Origin of the sequence: Aquimarina atlantica, assembly GCF_000626715.1 — a bacterium.
Lineage (GTDB): Bacteria > Bacteroidota > Bacteroidia > Flavobacteriales > Flavobacteriaceae > Aquimarina > Aquimarina atlantica.
The window spans coordinates 312,718-331,951 of record NZ_AQRA01000004.1 but is presented as its reverse complement, the minus strand read 5'-3'; the positions used below and the strand labels follow the sequence as shown (position 1 = coordinate 331,951).

Genomic DNA, 19,234 nt, shown 5'->3' with positions numbered 1-19,234 from the left:
TTAATGTAAAATGTGTTTCAATGGATTTTTAAATAGTGTTATGAGATGTTGGCTTACTTTCTATTTGCTTTAAGCTGTTCAAGTATTGTTAGCCTATCTTCTTTTCCCCAGATTTGCAAGACACGTTTTGAGCGTTCAGTATTCATTCCATGTTCCTTGTAAAGAGCAAATAAAAGCTTTTTGTACTTCTCTTTCGCATTGCCTTTGGCATAAAAACAAACTCTATAAGCTGTACTTATATATTTATCTATGCTTTCTTCTTTAGCATATTCTAATGCTCTTTCAGGATCATCTTGTTCAGTAGCCATTATTGCATAGTAACGCCCATTGGTTCCTGATTGTATCATATCTTCCAAAAGTGCTTCAAACCGATTCTTAAATTGTTCAGGTTTTTCTTTTTTGAGAAGCAAATAGATTTGATATATGGCTTCACTTTCTTCCTCTTTCTTTACTAATGCAAGAATTTCGTCAATATAAGACAATGCAATTTTTCCAAAACTAGTGGTTTGTTCATTTCGAATTAGTATCACAGAATGTGCTACAACTAAACTCAAAATCATGTCTCTTTCCGATTCAACAAGCCCTTTCTCCTGCAGAATATTTAATATTTTTGAAGCAAAGTCATCTGTATTAACGTTTTCTAATCTGTCAAAAAGCCATGAAGATAGCTCAAAGAAGTCAGGATATTCTTCATCTTCATTTTTACTTACATGTTGAACAATCACTTTTACAATGCGTGTATCTATTTCAGACCAAGAAGCAGAATCATCTATCAGATCGTCATAAATTATTCCATTCAGTTTTTCTTTGGGAAGTTCATCTGTTAATTCTAATATATACCTGAATACTTTACAGGCGGCATCAAAAAAGTAACCTTCTTCATCTTCTTGAGCATACTCATATGCATTCAGTATTGATTCCTTGTAGGCTTTAGATACATTTGCCCTACTAATTTCTTCTTTTGTTATTATGGCTGTTACCATGTTATCATATTTTATACAAATATGTACATATATTTGATATTTAATTACCCTATTTTCCGTGAAACTTGTTAAATATTTCTCATAACGTTTAATATATGTGTTGTAGCAGTACAAAAAGTTACCTTACTTTTTGATTCTCCTATGCAGTGATTGCTAACTTATCTTTTGGGTAAGCTTTGCGACTTATTAAAAACACAAAGACCATTCGATTAATCACTTAGCTGCTATGGTCACATATATGTTGTTGTACTGCGTTTTTAATTTACTTTTTTGATTACTCCAGTTGTAATTGTTCTATCAAGTAAATTTGAATGATAGACATAGTTGCCGTTATCCAAAATATCAATAATCTTGACATTAATAGTTTCTCCTAGTAGATACTTATGTTTCTTTTCACTCACCATTGTGTAAGTCAGGTTATATTCACAAGGAGATATCCACTCAATTCTGTATTTAGATTTGGAGTCTTTATCCTTCTCAATTTGAATGTTTTTTCGCCTCTTAATAATAACATCTGGATAATTGATATTTCCATATTTATATTTTCCCCTTTTGAAAACATTACATTTTGTACATTCTGTTGTATTAAGTTCTTTTTTATTGTATTTATTGTTTACAAAGATAAATGTATAGTCATAACAATTGTTTCTTAGTTTACTATCAGGGTAGTATTCAATACTTTTTCGATAAGCTACAACTTTGTCTATATTTTCTTGGTTTTTATAAGTAGTTCTGTTTGGAATTATGGTGACACTACTTGTCTTTCCATCATTATCAACACAGAAATTAACTGTTAAATGTTCAACTATTTCTACATCATCGACATAGAATTCCTGCTGTATTTGTGAAAAGGATAATATTGGTAGGAGAAATAGAAAGAGTATTTTTTTATTCATAGTTTTTTAATGCAGTACAACAACGTTATATACGTAATAGTACACATATACTCGTTTGTAAATATTTGTATGTATCATGTATTATACAATAAAGATATCACCAAATTTCAAAAATAAAAATAGTATAGATAACTATACATCAATCATTTTACTTTGATTAAAAATATATATTATCATTATATATGTTAAATTCACCAGGTTGTACTTAATAAAAATCACATGACTCGATGATGCGGATTTAAAGCACAAATACGTCATCAGGTCTATTGTTGTATTTCGTTTATTTTTTGAAATCAGTAACAGTTAACTTACCTAATTTGTAGTCTATTAAAACCTGTTTTGTCGATAGTCCCATTTCCTTTAGTTCGTCTAAAGTTGGTGCTAAATTATGGTTCACGTTCAGAAATAATTCATCTATTCCGTCTGAATCAAAGTCTCGTATAACTAGATGAGGAAGATAAGTTTCTATTTCATCTACACTTTTGATACATTCGGGATAAGGGAAATCGGTATATAGTTTTTGAAATTTTGTTTTAGTATTAGATGATGAAAGCCATATTTCTAGGTGATAGAAAGCATGAGCTCCACCATTACTTATAAATATGATACTGTCCTTTTTTTTATCATTATCTAAATCCCATAAGTCAGAGTATTGATAGGTCAAAATATTTACTTTCAATGTCGCATCGTACTTATAAACAGCATATTTAGCATTCGATATTTGAATCAATTTAGTGCTAGATGAATCTGATTGTGCATGTATAAAAACAAAAGTTAGAATTGATAATATAGTTAATATGATATTTTTCATTTGTTACATTGATATACAACGTTGCGTGTAATGGAGTATTGATTAATTGGTTTTAGACTCTTATTCCAAGGAAGAACCTGATAACACGGATTTGCAATCCGTGTTTCTAAACTCCAAAATAAATTTAAAACAATTGTATCTATAATTGAAATTATTATAAATGTACTATAATAAAAAAACAGTTATAATAACAAGTGTTTTGATATTTTGGGATGTTTCACGGATTGTAAATCCGCGCTATCGGGACAATCTTAATGTTTGCAGACGGGATTGCCTGTAGTATTGCGAGCTTATTTTCGTAATTGTGTTTAGACATCACCCAGGTTTTTGACTTAACTTAGAGCATTAAGAAGTGTTTCTGTAGATACAATGGTAGCAAATTCATCTTTTAGACTTGCTATGGCCGTATCATGTATTAATTGTGCACTATATTCTTGCCCGTTAGCCCCTATCTTATTAAAAGTAGCAACAGCATCTTCTATTAAATAGGTGTTAAATCCAAAATTACCAGCCATTCTGGTTGTGGTAGATACACAATGATCTGTAGTTAATCCTATAATAACCAGTGTATCTATATTCTTGTGCTCTAATTGCTCTTTAAGATCGGTTCCTATAAAAGCACTATTCACATCTTTTTCGATAATGGGTTCATGTGCTAGCGGAGTATTAAAATCCATAAAATCATTACCCACATTACCTTTGGCCAGGGGAGAAGCAGGTGTAGTAGAGCAGTGCTTGATATGAAATACAGGAAGATCATACGTTCTCCAAAATACCAGGAGCTTTTGCATATTAGTCTCGGCATCGGGATTATTGCGTTCTCCACCCCAATAAGCGATATCTTCAAACCCTTTTTGAATATCGATTAGTACTAACGCCGGAGTATTATCTTTTGAAATGTGCATTAGTTTTTTTCTTTTTTTCTAAAGTCAGTATTATAGATCACACCAAGCTGTAATCGATCATAATTAACACCGGTAAAATGATTTTTGAGATACCCCAGTTGTATGCTAAAATTAGATTTTACATTATACCCTACAGCACCATATAATCTGTTTTGACCAAAAATAGGTTCTTGTAGATTAATAAATACTTCGTCATAGACATTTAGAAACCATTTTTGATTAATTGGGTAGGTGAGTTGTAAACGATATCGTGCTCTATGTTCGGTAAAATCATCATTCTGTGTACTTATAAATCGTTGCTCTAGGCGGTATCGATGTTCGAATTTAAATTTGCCTACAGTATTCTTCAAAATAAACTGTTCGAAGATTCGATGTTCATTTGTGTTTTCTTCGCCAGGAGTATCTTCAAATGTACCATCAGTGCTAATAAATCCGTATCCCAAAGTAGCTATTGCTTTATCACTGATATGGTAGTTTAACCCCGTTCTTAGTAGTAATTGATTAAAACTTGAAGCAACTTCATAAAATCGAAACTGCGCTTCAGAATGAATACTAAGTTTATCACTTACGCGATTTGTCCCGAAATACATGTACCAGGCCCCTAATTCATTTTCGCCATTGTCCTGGGCATTAGAAAAATTAAATGTTGCAAATACTAATAGAAAGAGAAATAAAGTCTTTGTGTTCATAATGTAGAATACGTTTTTTGAATTTTTCCCAAAATTAATAAAGTAATCCTGTTGAAAATCTAATTTAATGTGAAAACTGACACAAATTTAAAATGAGTTCAATAAAATAATATTCCTTACAACTTTCTTTTGCTAATCATTTCAAAAAAAGCTTTGCGATAAGTATCACTTATGGGTAATGTTTTATCATGAATATAGACATGAAGAGAATCTGTCTTCATAATGTGGTTGATCGAAACAATATATGATTTATGAACCTTAATAAAAGTAGTAGAAGGGAGGGTGCTTTCTATATGTTTTAAAGTACTATAGGTAATAATCTGTTTGTGCAGCAAATGAATAGCAACATAGTTTTTTAAGCCTTCTATATACAGGATATCATCTAGATATACTTTTTCATAATTGTTTTTACCATCTGTCTTGATAAATACGTATTCTTTTGTAGTGGTAGCAGGATGAGAAAACTCTTCTTTTTGTTTCACCTTAAGAACCGCTTGATAAAAACGATCAAACTCGAAAGGTTTTAATAAATAATCCACAGCATTTAGGTCATATCCTTCTATAGCAAATTGCGGATAGGCCGTAGTAAAAATAATCTGTACTTTATCTTTGATAATTTTTGATAATTGAATACCAGATAAATCCGGCATCTGGATATCCAGAAAAACTAAATCAATAGCATCACTTTCGATGTGTTTTAGCGCTTCGAGAGCTTTTGTGGTAGTGGCAATACACTCTAAAAAAGATACTTTTTCGAGATAATTTTCTAACAAACGTATCGCAGGCGGTTCATCATCTACAATAAGACAACGTAATGATGTATTCATAATGGTATTTTTAAATAGGCTTCAAAATAAGACTTTTCTTCTTTACGGGATAATATGAAATCATTTTTAAAAAGAGCAGTTAACCTCTTATGAATACTTGCATACCCTATTCCCTGGGCTACATATTTTTCTGAAGTAGCAATTTTGTTTTTGGTACTAATTTCAATAGCATTAGGATGAATGGTAATCGTAATATTTGCCCTGGCAGAGGTATCATTAACAATCCCGTGCTTAAAAACATTCTCGATAAAATGAATCAATAACATGGCAGGTATTTCCTGATCTGTTACATTGCCATTTACCTGGTAATCTACTGCCAGATTATCTTCATAACGTTTTTGAAAAAAGTAAATATAATCTGCAATAAACTTAAGATCCTTTTTCAATGGTATTTTATCCTGTTGGGTCTCATAAGTCACAAATCGCAATAAATCTGAAAGCCTATGAATATCTGCAGCAATTTTGGGCTGACTTTCTATAAGTAATTCTGAGTAAAAACTGTTAAGCGTATTAAAAAGAAAATGTGGCCCCAATTGAGATTTAAGCAACCTTAACTCGGCCTTTTTATTTTCGATTTTTAATTGATGAATGGCTTCTTTATGATCAACAAATCGAAAGAAAAGGTATATGGCCGTACTAAACAGCAAACTTTTTGATGCATAATAGGAGTTGTCGAATACATAATACCCAAAGTGGCGAAAATTATCTCCGTAATTATGCAACCCGGTAATAGAGTAGAGTATCACTTCTTCTAACAAATATCGAATACCTGCATATAGAAACACTAATATAATTACGCCAAGGCAGTATTGTATAATACGTTTTCGCGAAAGCATAAGTGGGCATAATATTTTATAATTAATCACATAAATGCTAAAAAAAGTAATATACATCGTAATGCCGAATAAGAATATGGGATACTCAAAATAGTCTGTCCAATTTGCTTTTTGCTTGTAGATATAGTCACCATACATATCCATTATAATGATTAACATGCCAAGCAATGCGTGATATCTCCAACGGGATTTAAATACAATCATGGTTCAAAAATAATATTTTGAATATGTAATCTATACGTTTCTGGTTACAATGGCCTTTTTCTTTATACAAAACCGGTAAACTATACAACCAAATATCAAATAGTGCCGTTATCCCTCTTTTGTCCGGTAGATATCCAGAGAAGTGTAAACCCGTGATCTGTTATGCCAGTATCGTCTTTTTTTGCTTTAAAATCAATAAACAATGAAATCACTTATCACCCTTACTATTATAATCGTATTACTATGTTTCTCTTGTAAAGAACAACCAGTAGATGTAGATACTGTTGCGATCAAAGAAGAGAAAACAAGTCCGGCAGCTGTTATAGATGCGTCGTATATTGCTACAAAGACAGCATATTTTACAGTTACAGATACCGCTATTGTAGGAGAAGGTCGTGCAATGTTAGAGCGTATTATTTCTAAATCACAGTTTGTGATGTTTGGAGAACGCCACGGATCAAAAGCTACTTCGCAATTGATTACAAGACTTATCCCCATGTTACATGAGGCCGGATTTAATAACACCGCTTTTGAAGTAGGGCCGTACTCGGCAAAAAAACTAGTTGAACTTTCTACACCGCCATCGGCTACAGTAGAGCATCTTAAGCAGTTTACCACGCAATATGCTCTCGAAGAAGATCATGAGATTCCGATCCCTTTCTTCGATGGTCTCGAAGATGCTTATTTTCTTCAGGCAATTCGCGAGCGTAATATGAACATCTGGGGGCTTGATCAGGAGTACTTTTCATCTACATTATATTTTATGGATGAACTGCTCACTTTTGTTACCGATGCTCCAGACTATGCCACTATTACATCAGAAAAAGAAGAAGCCTCTAAAATCATTGCCTCCTGGTATGCAAAAGATAATGTGCCCGGCGCAGAAATCAAGCTTTTTGAGGAAATTCAAAAAGAACCTGCTGTGCAACAATACTTAAGTCGCTTTCGCGGAAATGAGGACACCAAAAAGATAGTTGAAGATTTAGAAATTAGCTGGGATATTTATAACCGTTGGCGAGAAGATTCACACGCAGATCGAATAAGTTATATGCGTAATAACTTCTTAACACATTATAATAAAGCATTACAAACAGAGTCAAACCCTAAAGTATTTCTGAAATTCGGAAACCTGCATGCTTCAAAAATTTTAACCAATGGTTGTTATGATCTGGGAGATCTGGTTACTCAACTTGCAGAAAAACAAGGGAGCAAAGCCACTATCATAAATACATGGCACCGTTTTTATACTACTGAAAAAGGAGAAGAATTAGATTACTTAGAAAAATATGCTTCATACTATAAACGTCTACAAGATTTTATGACCCTGGCAAAACGGGATCAGTGGACTATCATTGATTTAGAAGCTATACGTAAGGATATCCACGAAGGACGAATAGCACTACCAGTAAACGGTGATTACCATAAGATAAAGAGTCTGATTGATGGGTATGATTATCAACTCATTCTACCTATCGACAAAAGAGTAACCCCAAATAAAAACTAATATACACTAGAGTTCAACACACTTATTCAATAATTTTAAAATAATACTATGATGCGTAACCTTATTTCAATTTTAATTACTGTATTTACTTTATGTCTATCCTGTAAGGCTCAGGATCAAAAACCTGTTATTAGTGTTTTAGGAATGATGCATTTACATAACCCGGGAGCCGATGAAGTAAATATGGATTTGGGTAATATTCATTCTGATAAAAGACAGGCAGAATTAAAAGAACTCATTGGTTTGATTGCTAAGTTTAAACCTACCAAGATTGCTATAGAATCGTCATTAGGAGATACCTTATGGAGCCAGACTTATTATACCAAGTATCTAAATGGAGTATTAGAAAAAGAAATAAGTAAAAAGGATAAGTGGAGGTTGTCTAGCGAAACTGTCCAGATATCTTACCCCTTGGCAAAACAAATGGGGCATGATAAATTGTATCCTATAGATACTCATACAGAATTTGATACAGCTCCTGTTATTGCCTATGCAGAGCAAAATAATCAACAGGTACAATTAGCCGAGTTTAAAGGGCTGATTAGTAGTATGAAAAAAGATGTAGAATCTATATCCAAAGGCTCTGTTTTAGATATTGTAAGGTTTGCCAATTCTGAAGATTTTGATAAAAATTACAATCAAAAGTTTTACCTAAAACACCTGGTTTCTTTTGGTAAAGGAGATAATTATATTGGTGCCGATGTGGTTGCAAAATGGTACTTTAGAAATTTAAAAATCTTTACTAATCTCAATAGAATTGTTACTCCTAATGATAGAATTTTGGTAGTTTATGGTGCTGGGCATAAAGATATCCTGGTTGACCTTATTAAAGATAGAGCAGATTGGGAGTATTATGATATTAATACATTACTACATTTTAAAGAATAATATACTTTGCAATGGGTTTACCATAAGTAAAGAAGGTATAAAATATAACATAGTAGTACAATTTGTAAATAATACCTGGTAACCTTTTTGGGATGGCTTTAAGTTTGTAACTTAGTGACACACAAACTATTTTGAATTTTTGCTGAGGATGGTTTATGGGGCCAGAATCATAACTACGTAAAGGTTCAAAACTTAAAACCAAAACAATGAAACGTATATTAACAATCGCTATTGCCTTTTTTACGGTAATGAGCGTTGCACAAACTCAACCACAAAAACCCAGTGAACTTGTAGCCCAACAAAAAACCTCGGGCTCAAGTTTTGAAACTACTCAAATTTTTACAGCAATTACTAAAAAAAGCAATGTACAGATTCCGAAAGAACTTAAGGATTATGTGTTGCTTTCATTAGATCAGAGTAAAATGAAATCTTTACAAGGTAATTTCCCGAATACGATGAACTTAAGTATTCCGGGGAAGAAATCAGCAATGTCGCTCGACCTTGTTAAAGTGAGTATTAGAACAGATGATTTTTCTGCCGTAGATATGCCTTCGGGCAAGGTACTTTCTCGTGATAATATAGCGCACTATCGTGGTATAGTAAAAGGCCAGTCTAACTCACTGGTAGCTCTAAGTTTTTATGAAGATAAGGTATCTGGTTTTATTAGTATCGATGGCCAGGATGGTAATATGGTAGTAGGACCCGTGAATAACAGTAAGAACCATATTCTTTATAAGGATAAGGAAGTAAGTTATTTATATGATTTTTCTTGCCAGGTAGAAGATGATATCGAAAAAGGAGGATACACTATTGAAGAATTGGCGGATAACCCACAAAGCAAAGCTGCTGCAAAGTGTGTGAAAATATTCTTTGACATATGTACAGATATTGTAAATGATAAGGGAGGCGCTCAGGCAGCTTCTAATTATATCGAAGCTGTATTTAATCAGGTAGCAGCGCTATATGCTAATGATCAGATTTCTCTTAAATTATCGGGTACCAAAGCCTGGACTTCTAATCAGCCATTTAGCAATAACAGTCTGGATAGCTATATCAGTTATAAAAACCAAAATGGTCTTAATGGAGATTTAGCGCATATGGTAAATTATAGTTTTGGAGGAGGACTAGCAGGAGGAATCGGAACCCTGTGTAACTCATCTAGAAAAGCAGCAGTCTCTGGTATTAATGGTAGTTATCAAAATATACCTACCTATTCTTTTGATGTATTCTTAATATCTCATGAGGTAGGACACAATGTAGGGTCACGACATACACATGCATGTGTATGGAACGGTAATAATACTGCAATAGATGGTTGTGCCGGTCGAACAGAAGGAAACTGTGCCTTACCAGGAAATCCTGCTGGAGGAGGAACTATCATGAGTTATTGCCCGCAAACCAGTGTTGGAGTAAATTTCAACAAAGGATTTGGACCACAGCCAGCAAATGTAATCCGTAATTATATTGCAGGATCAAGTTGTTTACAATCTTGTGACGGTGGCGGATGTAATACAGGAGATGCTATATCGGTAACTTTTACCAATAATACAGATTGTACCTTAGAGTATTTCCAAAACAATTCTTTACAAGGATCTGCTAATGCAGGAGGTTCGTATAATGCAAATACTACAGTAGGTAGTACATGGCAAGCCAAAAAAGCTTCGGGAGGAGATACCGTAGATAACTTTACCATTGCTTGTGGTCAAACTACCTATAATTCTTCAGGAAATTGTAGTAGTGGCGGTGGTAATTGTGATGGTGTAGCGCCTTGGTCTCCAAATGTTAACTATAATGTTGGTGATCGGGTAACCTATAATGGAAACCTTTATGAAAGAACTGCTACAGGATGGGTTAATTTAGGCCCATGTACTACAACAACTGATCCTTGTGCAGGAGTGGCACCATATTCTTCTGGTACTGTATACAATGTGGGTGACCGTGTAACGTATAATGGGTATCTGTATGAAAGAACCGCTACAGGATGGAGAAACCTTGGTGCTTGTGGAGGATCATTTAGTTCTGCTTTCAAAGGAGATGGACCAGCAGGAGGATTGCAATTAAAAGCATTCCCTAACCCGGCAAAAAATCTTTTAAATCTTGAAATTAGTAATGCAAAATCTTCTTCTCAGATTAATATCAAAGATATAAACGGAAGAACATTAGAGATCATAGATTTTAAAATGCCTCCAGAAGGAAATATAGTGAGAAAAACTGTAGATATTAGTAAGTTATCTACCGGTATCTATTTTGTACAAATCACTACCGATAGTAAAACACTTACTCAAAAGATTTTTGTGAAATAATTTTTTAAATAATAATAAAAAATTGGCCCTAATTAAAGGCTGCCCATACGGGCAGCCTTTTTTTATTATTACATAATATATAGATTAGTTTATTCTAAAGTAAAATTCTTTATTTCTTTAAAAGGAGAGGCATCTAGCTTCTCAATAGCTTCACGGTAGGGTTTCCAATCGTTTATAAAAAATTCGTTAGTCTTTACCAGCGCATCTTGTAACGCATCTTTAGCTTGTTTCATCAAGGTGTTCTCTGTAGAAGTTAGTCCGTTTTGACGGCTACCCACATACCATCCTGCCGTACCCATACGTTGCATCACAGTTACTTCTGGATTACGAGTGATTCCCTGGCGTTTATCTTCCTTACCAAGATAGATAGCAATTACACTATCGATTTTTTTAGAAATATCTTTAGATAATTTAATCTGATCTTTATATTTCTTTTTATCTAATTTTTTAAGCTCTTTCTGGTATTTCGAAGCTATATCTTTACTTTCTACAAGTTGCTTTACAGCATCTGCAGCAGACTGCCTCATTTTTTCCATGTTTTTTGAAGCTGTATAAATCTCGTTAATATTCTTCTGGGATATTTTCAATCTAGGATCAGACTTAACTTCTATCATGGCCTCAGATTTTTGATCACCATATTCTAGTACAAGTTTATATGTACCAGGTTTTACACTAACACCACCAGGTTCTTTATCTTGCTTTTGGATTTTTCGCGAAGGTCGATCAACCCCCTTTTCATTCATAAACCATTTTGTTTTATGAAATCCTGTAGAATCTGGGGTCTTTTCTTTTAAAGTTCTGATCAAACGATCGCCATCATAGATTTTAAGATGAATAGAATCCCACTTTACCTTAGCTTCCTCTTCTTCATTATCAGCCTTATCTTCGTCACCTTCCTTTTTATCTTCTTCTTTGCCTGGCTCTTCTTTTTTCTTTTCTTCTACTTTAATATAATATGAAATAAGAGCTCCATAATCACGATTTTCACCATTATATAAGGCATCTCCTCCAAAACGACTACCTGTAGGTTGCTGATATGCGGCCTGATAAGCTGTTGGGGGATCAAAAAGATGTAATTTTTGGCTTAAAATAGTACTGTTTTTTGCCAAAGCTCGTAGCGGTCGTATATCGTCTAATACCCAGGCAGCTCTACCAAAAGTACCAATAACCAAATCATGTTCTCTGGGTTGTATTACTAAATCTTTGACAGATACGGTAGGAAAACCTTTGGTCCATTTTGTCCAATTGTTCCCTGCATTAAGAGAAATGTATAATCCATCATCTGTACCCAGGAATAACAGGTTTTTTTCTATAGGATCTTCAACAATACTAAGTGTGTAGCTTTTTACGTCATTTTGATCAACAATACGTTTCCAGGTCTTACCATAATCAGTAGTCCTAAATGCATATGGTGTATAGTTAAATCTTCTGTAATCATTAGCGACCAAAAGAGCTTCTCCTTTCTTTTTGTTTGAAGCCTTGATTTGTACAATCCAACTTCCTTTTGGTAATTCTTTTATATTACCCGATACATCAGTCCAGTTCGCTCCTCCGTTTTGAGTAATATGTACTCGTCCGTCATCTGTAGCTACCCAAAGCATATTTTGCTCTAGTGGCGAAGGCTCGACCACCAAAACAGTACAGTGATTTTCTGCACCTGTAGCATCCATAGTTAACCCACCACTTTCTGCTTGTTTTAGTTTTTCGGGATCGTTTGTCGAAAGATCGGGAGATATTATTTTCCAGGTAAGTCCCTTATCTGTACTCTTGTGCACAAACTGACTTCCGAAATAGACTGTATTATTATCGAATGGATCAATATTGATCGCTGCATTCCAGTTAAAACGTAATTTTACTTTAGGGTCAGGGTGAGTAGGGCGCACCGTATAGTTATTACCCGTCATCCAATCATAGCGGCTTACATATCCTTGCTGGCTCATGGTCCATCCATATCTGGAGTCATCTTTATCGGGTACAACATCAAACCCATCACCAAACGATATTTCTTGCCAGTATGAGTTTCTGATTCCTTGCGCTTTCCATACATAGGCTGGGCCTCTCCAGCTACCATTATCCTGCATACCTCCGTATACATTATAAGGAAATTCATTGTCTACATTAATATGATAAAATTGTGCGACAGGAAGATTTCCTATAAAACGCCAGGATTTACCTCCATCACGTGTGATGTTTAGCCCCCCATCATTACCGTCGATCATATAACTCCCATCATTAGGGTGGATCCACCATGCATGATGATCGGGGTGTACTCCATTATCAACACCATAAGCAGGCATCAATTGTGTAAAGTTTTTACCACCATCTTCAGAAACATTTACATAGGTAAATACAGAATATACTCGATTCTCATTTTGTGGATCTACAAATATATCAGAGTAATAAAAAGGACGATTACCAATATCTTTTTTATCGTTAATTTTTTTCCATTTAAATCCTCCATCTGTTGATTTGTATAGTGCATTCTTTTTGGCTTCGACCAATGCATAGACAATATTAGGTTTATTAGCTGCTATTGCTAATCCTATTCTACCTAAATTACCTTTTGGAAGCCCATCTTTATCGGTACGTTCTTCCCAATTTTTTCCTCCATCATGTGTGATATAAAGACCAGAACCTTCTCCTCCAGAATTAAAAAACCAGGGATCACGCTTATGCTCCCACATAGCAACTATTAACTTGTTGGGATTTGTAGGATCCATAACAAGGTCTGCAGCTCCGGTTTTATTATTATTGAATAGAATTTTGGTCCAGGTAGCACCGCCATCGGTAGTTTTAAAAACTCCTCTTTCTGGATGTTCTCCCCAGGGAGATCCGATTGCAGCAACATAAACAATATCAGGATCAGTAGGATCAATGATTACTTTGTGTATGTGACGGGTTTTTTCTAACCCCATAAGTTTCCAGTTTTTACCACCATCCAGAGATCTATAGATACCATATCCACCATTAAGGCTATTTCTAGGGTTTCCTTCTCCCGTACCTACCCAGATTACCGATGGATTTGATTGTTGGATTGCCACGGCACCAATAGAAGCAGTAACTTCATTATTAAAAATAGGAGCCCATTTGATTCCTCCAGAAGTAGATTTCCAGAGTCCACCAGAAGCAGTTCCTGCATATATGATATCTGGATTGGTAGTTACTACATCTATAGCAGTGACACGACCACTCATTCCCCCAGGACCTATATTACGCGGAGTATTATCTTTAATAAGATCCATGGTGAATTTCTGAGCAGATAAGGTAGAAATCACACCTAGTAGTAACAGTAAAAATATTCGTTTTTTCATTTTTTTGGTTGTGAATTAATTATAGTTGTATTTGTTGTTCTAATGCCGTGAGAAAATATATGTCGGGATATCTGTTTTTTAAATCTAAAAGCTCTTTCTTTTTTATTTTGGGTGAAATATGAGTAGCGATTACCTTTTTTGGGTTAATATATTTTTTGATCAATATTGATGCATCATCTTGTAAAAGCATCCAATAGGGCAAAATAGCAACATCGATACCAGCATCTTGTAATTGTAACGTATTAAATAAGTCTATTTCTTCTAACCAGTTAGTATCTCCTACATGTAGAAAATTCTTATTGTTTATTTTAATGATGTATCCTACATTTTGTACAGCAACATGCCTTTTGCCAGCATGATTTATTTTAAGCCCGGTAACCTTTACTTTACCAATGTCTATAGTTTGTTTGGTATAGTCTTTTGTGGTAATCGTAAATACTCTGCCTTCATAATCAGAGAAACTCTTCGTAATTTGATTTGCTCCGAAAAGAACAGCTTTTTTGTTTAAGGCTAGATATTCCCGGGATAACGATGCGCTAAAATGATCCCCATGGTAGTGTGTGAATAAAATGGCATTAGGTTTAAATTTGGTATTGATTTTATGCACTACTTCTTTCGAAGGAAATAAATAGTCATCTCCATATTTTTTATGCAAACCATCAATTAGTACAGAAGATTGATGATCCGATATAAGAACCCCCATATTGCCTGTATAAGTAAGTGTTATATTTTCTTGTGAAATACAAGAAATACTGTACAAAAAACCAGAGAGAAAGAAGAATATTTTTAACACGTTCTAATGGGTTGGTTTTGAAAAGCCTAAAGTAAATAAAATGAATACGCTAAAGTCTTAAAGCCGTGTTAAGGTAAAATGAGGTAAATTTGAAAAGATTAAAAATCGTATTTATAATGAAATTTATAGAACTCACACTTAAGAATCATACAATCCTTCATGGCTTTGATGCTCGAAATCGAGAAGTTATAGAAGAAGTAGAAGTAGAAGAGGCTTCAAAAAAAATAGTAGCGGTTAAGAGAATTTTATCGATTAGCGAAAAGTATATTTTGATAAAATATGCATACGATAGAGTTATATACTGGGAATATTTGGAGGATTACGAAACTTTAAAAAAGATGCTTGTATCATAAATGACAACTATATTTTTTTAAATTCCTTTGGAAAAGAGGATGGTTCAAAATCCCAGAAATAGGGAAGGAGATAGTAAGTGATTGCTATAATTAAGATAATAGATATGATGTTTAACCAAAATCCTTTTTTCATCATATCGGGAATGGTTAAATAACCCGAACCAAATACCACTGCGTTAGGTGGAGTAGCTACAGGAAGCATGAATGCACATGATGCTGCAATTGTTGCACCTACCATAAGAATAAATGGGTGTACATCAAGTGATAGCGCCATTGATGCCAAAACTGGTAATAACATCGAGGTTGTAGCTACATTTGAAGTGATTTCGGTTAAGAAATTTACAGCAGTAACAATAAAGGCCAAAAGAGTGATCAAATAAACTCCTTGCAATAGTGTCATCTGCGTACCGATCCATAGTGCTAATCCCGATGCTTTAAAACCTGCTGCCAAAGCAAGACCACCACCAAAAAGTAAAAGTACACCCCATGGTAACTTTACTGCCGATTGCCAGTTCATTAATGGTTTCCCTTTTTCACGACTAGGTAGAAGAAAAAGAAGTATTGCTGCAGTAATAGCAATTATAGTATCGTCTATAGCCGGAAAAATAGGTTGTAATAAAAATGACCTTGTGATCCAGGCAAAAGCGGTACATATAAATACAGCGAGTACCAGTTTTTCTTCAAAAGATATCTTACCTAATTCTTTTAGTTGTCTTTTTACCTCATTTTTCCCTCCTGGAAATTCTTTTTGTTTAAAAGAAAATGCAATTTGAACCAAATAACGCCAACAGAGGAATAACATTACTAATGAGATGGGCAAACCTATGACGATCCAATTGGTAAATGTGATCTCATAACCATAGATTTCTTTAACAATCCCAGCTAGAATAAGATTAGTAGGAGTTCCTATAAGTGAAGCAACTCCTCCAATAGATGCGCTATATGCTATGGCAAGCATTAGTGCTTTTCCGAAGATTTTATTTTCATCTTCGATCGTGTTTGGGTTATCGGTAAGTTGAGTGATTATTGCAATACCAATAGGTAACATCATTACAGATGTTGCTGTATTAGAAATCCACATCGATAAAAATGCAGTAGCAATCATAAAACCAAGAATCATGGTTTTAACATTGGTACCAATAATATTGATAATGCTTAGTGCAATACGTTTATGTAGATTCCATCGCTCTATCCCGATAGCCAATATAAACCCCCCGGCGTATAGAAAAATGTTATGATTGCCAAATGCTGCAGTTGTTGTTTTAATATCTAAACCACCAGATAACGGAAACAAAACAATGGGTAACAGTGAAGTGGCTGCAATAGGAATGGCCTCGGTAATCCACCATATGGCAATCCATAGTGTACTAGCCAGTATCGCATTGGCTTCTTTACTTAAACCCTCGGGATGAAAAAAAAATAATACAAGGAAAAAAATTGCAGGACCAGATATGGCTCCTATTTTTTTAATACTTACATTCATGCGACGCTATTGTTAAGAAATCATAGGTTTAGTAAATGATTGATAAAAGTATAGATAAAAGAATTAAATCTTTATCCCAAAGCATAGAAATATTACTTCAGGACTATAAGGTAATAGTTATGATGCTCTCTACAAATTCTTATAAAGAGATATAGGAGAAAGAAAAAAGATGTATGGTGTAAATAGGTTTTGTTAAGGTATCATCACTTTTGACTTGTCACTATTTCGTGCAGAAATAAGATGAAAGTTTTTATCAACTTTTACGATAATTATTTTACCGGTATGTAGATTAACCATTTTCCATCTAAACCCATAGGATGTTTCGAAAATCGCAGATCTTGCAGTTTTCCGTAAATCAATTTCGTCAATGTTTTCGACAATTTGATTTGCCAAAAGATCAAGTCCTCTTTCTTTAACTTCTTCAGCAGAAAGTTTACGATCACGAGGGTTTTGACTTTGATCAACAGTGAATTCGTATAAAGAAACTTCAATACTACTATTTGGAAATACTAAAAAAGAGAAAAATACTAAAAAAGAGAGTATGTAATTTTTCATAATCTAACGATTTTGCGAATTACATACTATATCACTAAATAATATGCAATTACGTTGGGTTTACGTGTATTGTCATAGGTATTTGTATAGTGCTTAACAATTATCTTAAAAAGGGGTATTGTAAAATTACTGCTTAAATACCTTTTTTAGGATATTATTATGTTAAAAAAATGATAATTTCTCTTAAAATTTTGCTTTTCTATCTTTTATTCTTATTAAACTAATATTTACAGTTTTAATATGGTGATTACTTTATTCTTATTTCTTATATAGTTTTTTACCAGCCTCATAATATTTATCTCCTTCTACCCAAAAAGGAGTTGTTTCATTATTAGCAATGTTTCTACATGCTAAAACATACGATTGAAAAAACTTAAATAAATAGTCATAATCCAAAGTGTCTGGATTATCGGTAACCTGGTGATAATATTTTGTGATTTCTTCGTCAAAAGCTGTAAATCCCATACTAAAAGTAGGTGCAGGAATCCCTTTTGCAGCAAAATTTACATTATCAGACCGATCAAATAACCCTTGTTGGGGAGCAGGATCATCAATGGCTTTTAGTCCAAATGTAGTAGCGGCGTCTTCAATATCTTTTTGCGCGGTTGTTCTGCTTAAACCAATAATCGTTGCCAGTGTTGTATCATTATAACCTCCATTATCACTATTAAAGCAATAGACCATTTGACGTAAAGGAATCACCGGGTGATCTACATACCACTTGCTTCCTAATAGTCCTTTTTCTTCTCCTGTAAATAGGATAAAAAGTGCTGATCTTTTGGTTGGATATTTTGCAATGTTTTCTGCTGCAGAAAGTACGGTAACTGTACCAACAGCATTATCCCGGGCGCCATTGTATATCGAATCATTTTCAACAGCTTTACCGATACCTACATGGTCGTAATGAGCAGAATAGATGATGTATTCATTTTTAAGTTTGGGATCTGTACCTTCTACATAACCAACGACATTTTGCGAAGTAACTGTACTTTTCTTGATTCCTTCGATAGTAAATTCGATATCAATTTCTTTATTTGTTGCAAATAGTTTACTAATATCTTCTTTTTTGTCATTTATCCATACATGAGAAAAGTTATCAGAATCATTTTTGTTATGATCAGCAATAGACATCTTTTCACCATTTAAATTATGTTCTATTCTTGTCCACAAACGATCATCAACATTACAGATTTCGATAATACCAAGAGCACCTTTTTGCTTGGCTAGCTTCATTTTTTCTCTAGTTTTAGAAAAGGCTGGTCTAATCTCTTTATTTTCCTTAGACCCTATAATAGTAATTACATATTTACCTTTTACATCAACAGTATTATAATCTTCTTCGAGACCATAATTTAAAAACACTGCTTTTCCTTTATAATTGGCATTTTTTGGTATAAAAGCTGCTATTTTATTTAAAACCAAAGCTCCTGTCTTAAACTCGGTCTTTGTAGCTCCAGATGTTTTTTTTAGATCTACATTTTGAAGATAACTAGTTGTCTCGGGAATTGGCTGTACTCCATATCCTCGTAGCATATTAGCAAGATATTGTGCAGCAATTTTGTTTTCGAGACTTCCGGTTTGCCTACCTTTTAGTTCATCTGAAGCCAGAAAATAAATATGCCCTTCAATTTCGCTTTTAGAAACAGTAGATTTTACTTTTTCGACATCATTCTGTGCGGAAATAGAGATGGTAAAAAGAAAAAGTAACGAGAGTATAATAGATTTTTTCATGAGTGAGAATGATATAATGGTATGATCAAATTAATGGTATAGTGTATAATTAAACACAGCTACCTTCTTTTCAAAGATAACAATTGTTTGTACTTTGTTACAGTACAAGAAGTTGTTTTCTAATAAAAGTTCTCAAAAACAAATGTTAATTCTCATTTCTTC

16 protein-coding genes are annotated in these 19,234 nt (G+C 33.8%); 4 read left to right on the top strand and 12 right to left on the bottom strand.

All coding sequences use genetic code 11. From position 1 onward, the window contains the following. Positions 1 to 53: 53 nt before the first annotated feature. The 7 genes from ATO12_RS10415 to ATO12_RS10385 form a co-directional block, all read right to left on the bottom strand. On the bottom strand, positions 54 to 983 hold the full coding sequence (locus tag ATO12_RS10415) for a hypothetical protein (protein WP_034241684.1): 930 nt from the start codon (positions 981 to 983) through the stop codon (positions 54 to 56). Between the two features lie 257 nt (positions 984 to 1,240). Beyond that, positions 1,241 to 1,879 (bottom strand): hypothetical protein, encoded by a 639-nt coding sequence (locus tag ATO12_RS10410; RefSeq protein WP_034241682.1) that lies wholly within the window; start codon positions 1,877 to 1,879, stop codon positions 1,241 to 1,243. Between the two features lie 280 nt (positions 1,880 to 2,159). Further along, the gene (locus ATO12_RS10405; RefSeq protein WP_131248810.1) at positions 2,160 to 2,558 is read right to left on the bottom strand and encodes a hypothetical protein; all 399 of its coding nucleotides are present in this window, start codon (positions 2,556 to 2,558) and stop codon (positions 2,160 to 2,162) included. Between the two features lie 464 nt (positions 2,559 to 3,022). Then, complete coding sequence (locus ATO12_RS10400) at positions 3,023 to 3,595, bottom strand: cysteine hydrolase family protein (protein WP_034241678.1); 573 nt, start codon at positions 3,593 to 3,595, stop codon at positions 3,023 to 3,025. Beyond that, positions 3,595 to 4,284, bottom strand: coding sequence for a DUF2490 domain-containing protein (locus ATO12_RS10395; protein WP_034241676.1), 690 nt, complete (start codon positions 4,282 to 4,284; stop codon positions 3,595 to 3,597). The genes ATO12_RS10400 and ATO12_RS10395 overlap by 1 nt, the downstream gene beginning before the upstream one ends. 116 nt (positions 4,285 to 4,400) lie before the next feature. Continuing rightward, entirely contained in the window at positions 4,401 to 5,111 is a 711-nt protein-coding gene (locus tag ATO12_RS10390) for a LytR/AlgR family response regulator transcription factor (RefSeq protein WP_034241675.1), read from the bottom strand. Beyond that, positions 5,108 to 6,151, bottom strand: a complete 1,044-nt coding sequence (locus ATO12_RS10385) for a sensor histidine kinase (protein ID WP_081802030.1) — start codon at positions 6,149 to 6,151, stop codon at positions 5,108 to 5,110. The genes ATO12_RS10390 and ATO12_RS10385 overlap by 4 nt, the downstream gene beginning before the upstream one ends. 202 nt (positions 6,152 to 6,353) lie before the next feature. Here ATO12_RS10385 and ATO12_RS10380 point away from each other — a divergent pair, with 202 nt between their 5' ends. The 3 genes from ATO12_RS10380 to ATO12_RS24790 all read left to right on the top strand — a co-directional run bounded on the left by ATO12_RS10380 (position 6,354) and on the right by ATO12_RS24790 (position 10,846). Next, positions 6,354 to 7,655, top strand: coding sequence for a hypothetical protein (locus ATO12_RS10380; protein ID WP_034241673.1), 1,302 nt, complete (start codon positions 6,354 to 6,356; stop codon positions 7,653 to 7,655). 48 nt (positions 7,656 to 7,703) lie between these two features. Next, positions 7,704 to 8,543: a DUF5694 domain-containing protein gene (locus ATO12_RS10375; protein ID WP_131248809.1), complete on the top strand. Its 840-nt coding sequence runs from the start codon at positions 7,704 to 7,706 to the stop codon at positions 8,541 to 8,543. Positions 8,544 to 8,749: 206 nt separating this feature from the next. Beyond that, positions 8,750 to 10,846, top strand: coding sequence for a M12 family metallo-peptidase (locus ATO12_RS24790; RefSeq protein ID WP_081802029.1), 2,097 nt, complete (start codon positions 8,750 to 8,752; stop codon positions 10,844 to 10,846). Positions 10,847 to 10,935: 89 nt separating this feature from the next. Here ATO12_RS24790 and ATO12_RS10365 read toward each other — a convergent pair whose 3' ends face one another. After that, positions 10,936 to 14,157 (bottom strand): VPS10 domain-containing protein, encoded by a 3,222-nt coding sequence (locus ATO12_RS10365; RefSeq protein WP_034241670.1) that lies wholly within the window; start codon positions 14,155 to 14,157, stop codon positions 10,936 to 10,938. A 19-nt stretch (positions 14,158 to 14,176) separates the two neighbouring features. Next, positions 14,177 to 14,950: an MBL fold metallo-hydrolase gene (locus ATO12_RS10360; RefSeq protein WP_034241668.1), complete on the bottom strand. Its 774-nt coding sequence runs from the start codon at positions 14,948 to 14,950 to the stop codon at positions 14,177 to 14,179. A 116-nt stretch (positions 14,951 to 15,066) separates the two neighbouring features. On the opposite strand from ATO12_RS10360, the gene ATO12_RS10355 reads away from it, so the two are divergent. Beyond that, entirely contained in the window at positions 15,067 to 15,303 is a 237-nt protein-coding gene (locus ATO12_RS10355; protein WP_034241666.1) for a hypothetical protein, read from the top strand. Positions 15,304 to 15,310: 7 nt separating this feature from the next. Here the strand turns inward: ATO12_RS10355 and ATO12_RS10350 are convergent, their stop codons facing one another. From ATO12_RS10350 to ATO12_RS10340, 3 genes are all read right to left on the bottom strand, one after another. Beyond that, complete coding sequence (locus tag ATO12_RS10350) at positions 15,311 to 16,786, bottom strand: SLC13 family permease (protein WP_034241664.1); 1,476 nt, start codon at positions 16,784 to 16,786, stop codon at positions 15,311 to 15,313. Positions 16,787 to 16,978: 192 nt separating this feature from the next. After that, the gene (locus tag ATO12_RS10345; protein ID WP_034241662.1) at positions 16,979 to 17,341 is read right to left on the bottom strand and encodes a hypothetical protein; all 363 of its coding nucleotides are present in this window, start codon (positions 17,339 to 17,341) and stop codon (positions 16,979 to 16,981) included. Between the two features lie 258 nt (positions 17,342 to 17,599). Further along, positions 17,600 to 19,072, bottom strand: coding sequence for a M28 family peptidase (locus ATO12_RS10340; protein ID WP_034241660.1), 1,473 nt, complete (start codon positions 19,070 to 19,072; stop codon positions 17,600 to 17,602). Between the last annotated feature and the right edge of the window lie 162 nt (positions 19,073 to 19,234).

What these genes read in the sequence shown, in the direction of transcription:
- ATO12_RS10345 (WP_034241662.1), bottom strand. Translation starts at nt 17,341, where the DNA reads ATGAAAAATTACATACTCTCTTTTTTAGTATTTTTCTCTTTTTTAGTA.
- ATO12_RS10415 (WP_034241684.1), bottom strand. Translation starts at nt 983, where the DNA reads ATGGTAACAGCCATAATAACAAAAGAAGAAATTAGTAGGGCAAATGTA.
- ATO12_RS10340 (WP_034241660.1), bottom strand. Translation starts at nt 19,072, where the DNA reads ATGAAAAAATCTATTATACTCTCGTTACTTTTTCTTTTTACCATCTCT.
- ATO12_RS24790 (WP_081802029.1), top strand. Translation starts at nt 8,750, where the DNA reads ATGAAACGTATATTAACAATCGCTATTGCCTTTTTTACGGTAATGAGC.
- ATO12_RS10395 (WP_034241676.1), bottom strand. Translation starts at nt 4,284, where the DNA reads ATGAACACAAAGACTTTATTTCTCTTTCTATTAGTATTTGCAACATTT.
- ATO12_RS10410 (WP_034241682.1), bottom strand. Translation starts at nt 1,879, where the DNA reads ATGAATAAAAAAATACTCTTTCTATTTCTCCTACCAATATTATCCTTT.
- ATO12_RS10355 (WP_034241666.1), top strand. Translation starts at nt 15,067, where the DNA reads ATGAAATTTATAGAACTCACACTTAAGAATCATACAATCCTTCATGGC.
- ATO12_RS10385 (WP_081802030.1), bottom strand. Translation starts at nt 6,151, where the DNA reads ATGATTGTATTTAAATCCCGTTGGAGATATCACGCATTGCTTGGCATG.
- ATO12_RS10380 (WP_034241673.1), top strand. Translation starts at nt 6,354, where the DNA reads ATGAAATCACTTATCACCCTTACTATTATAATCGTATTACTATGTTTC.
- ATO12_RS10350 (WP_034241664.1), bottom strand. Translation starts at nt 16,786, where the DNA reads ATGAATGTAAGTATTAAAAAAATAGGAGCCATATCTGGTCCTGCAATT.
- ATO12_RS10400 (WP_034241678.1), bottom strand. Translation starts at nt 3,595, where the DNA reads ATGCACATTTCAAAAGATAATACTCCGGCGTTAGTACTAATCGATATT.
- ATO12_RS10375 (WP_131248809.1), top strand. Translation starts at nt 7,704, where the DNA reads ATGATGCGTAACCTTATTTCAATTTTAATTACTGTATTTACTTTATGT.
- ATO12_RS10390 (WP_034241675.1), bottom strand. Translation starts at nt 5,111, where the DNA reads ATGAATACATCATTACGTTGTCTTATTGTAGATGATGAACCGCCTGCG.
- ATO12_RS10365 (WP_034241670.1), bottom strand. Translation starts at nt 14,157, where the DNA reads ATGAAAAAACGAATATTTTTACTGTTACTACTAGGTGTGATTTCTACC.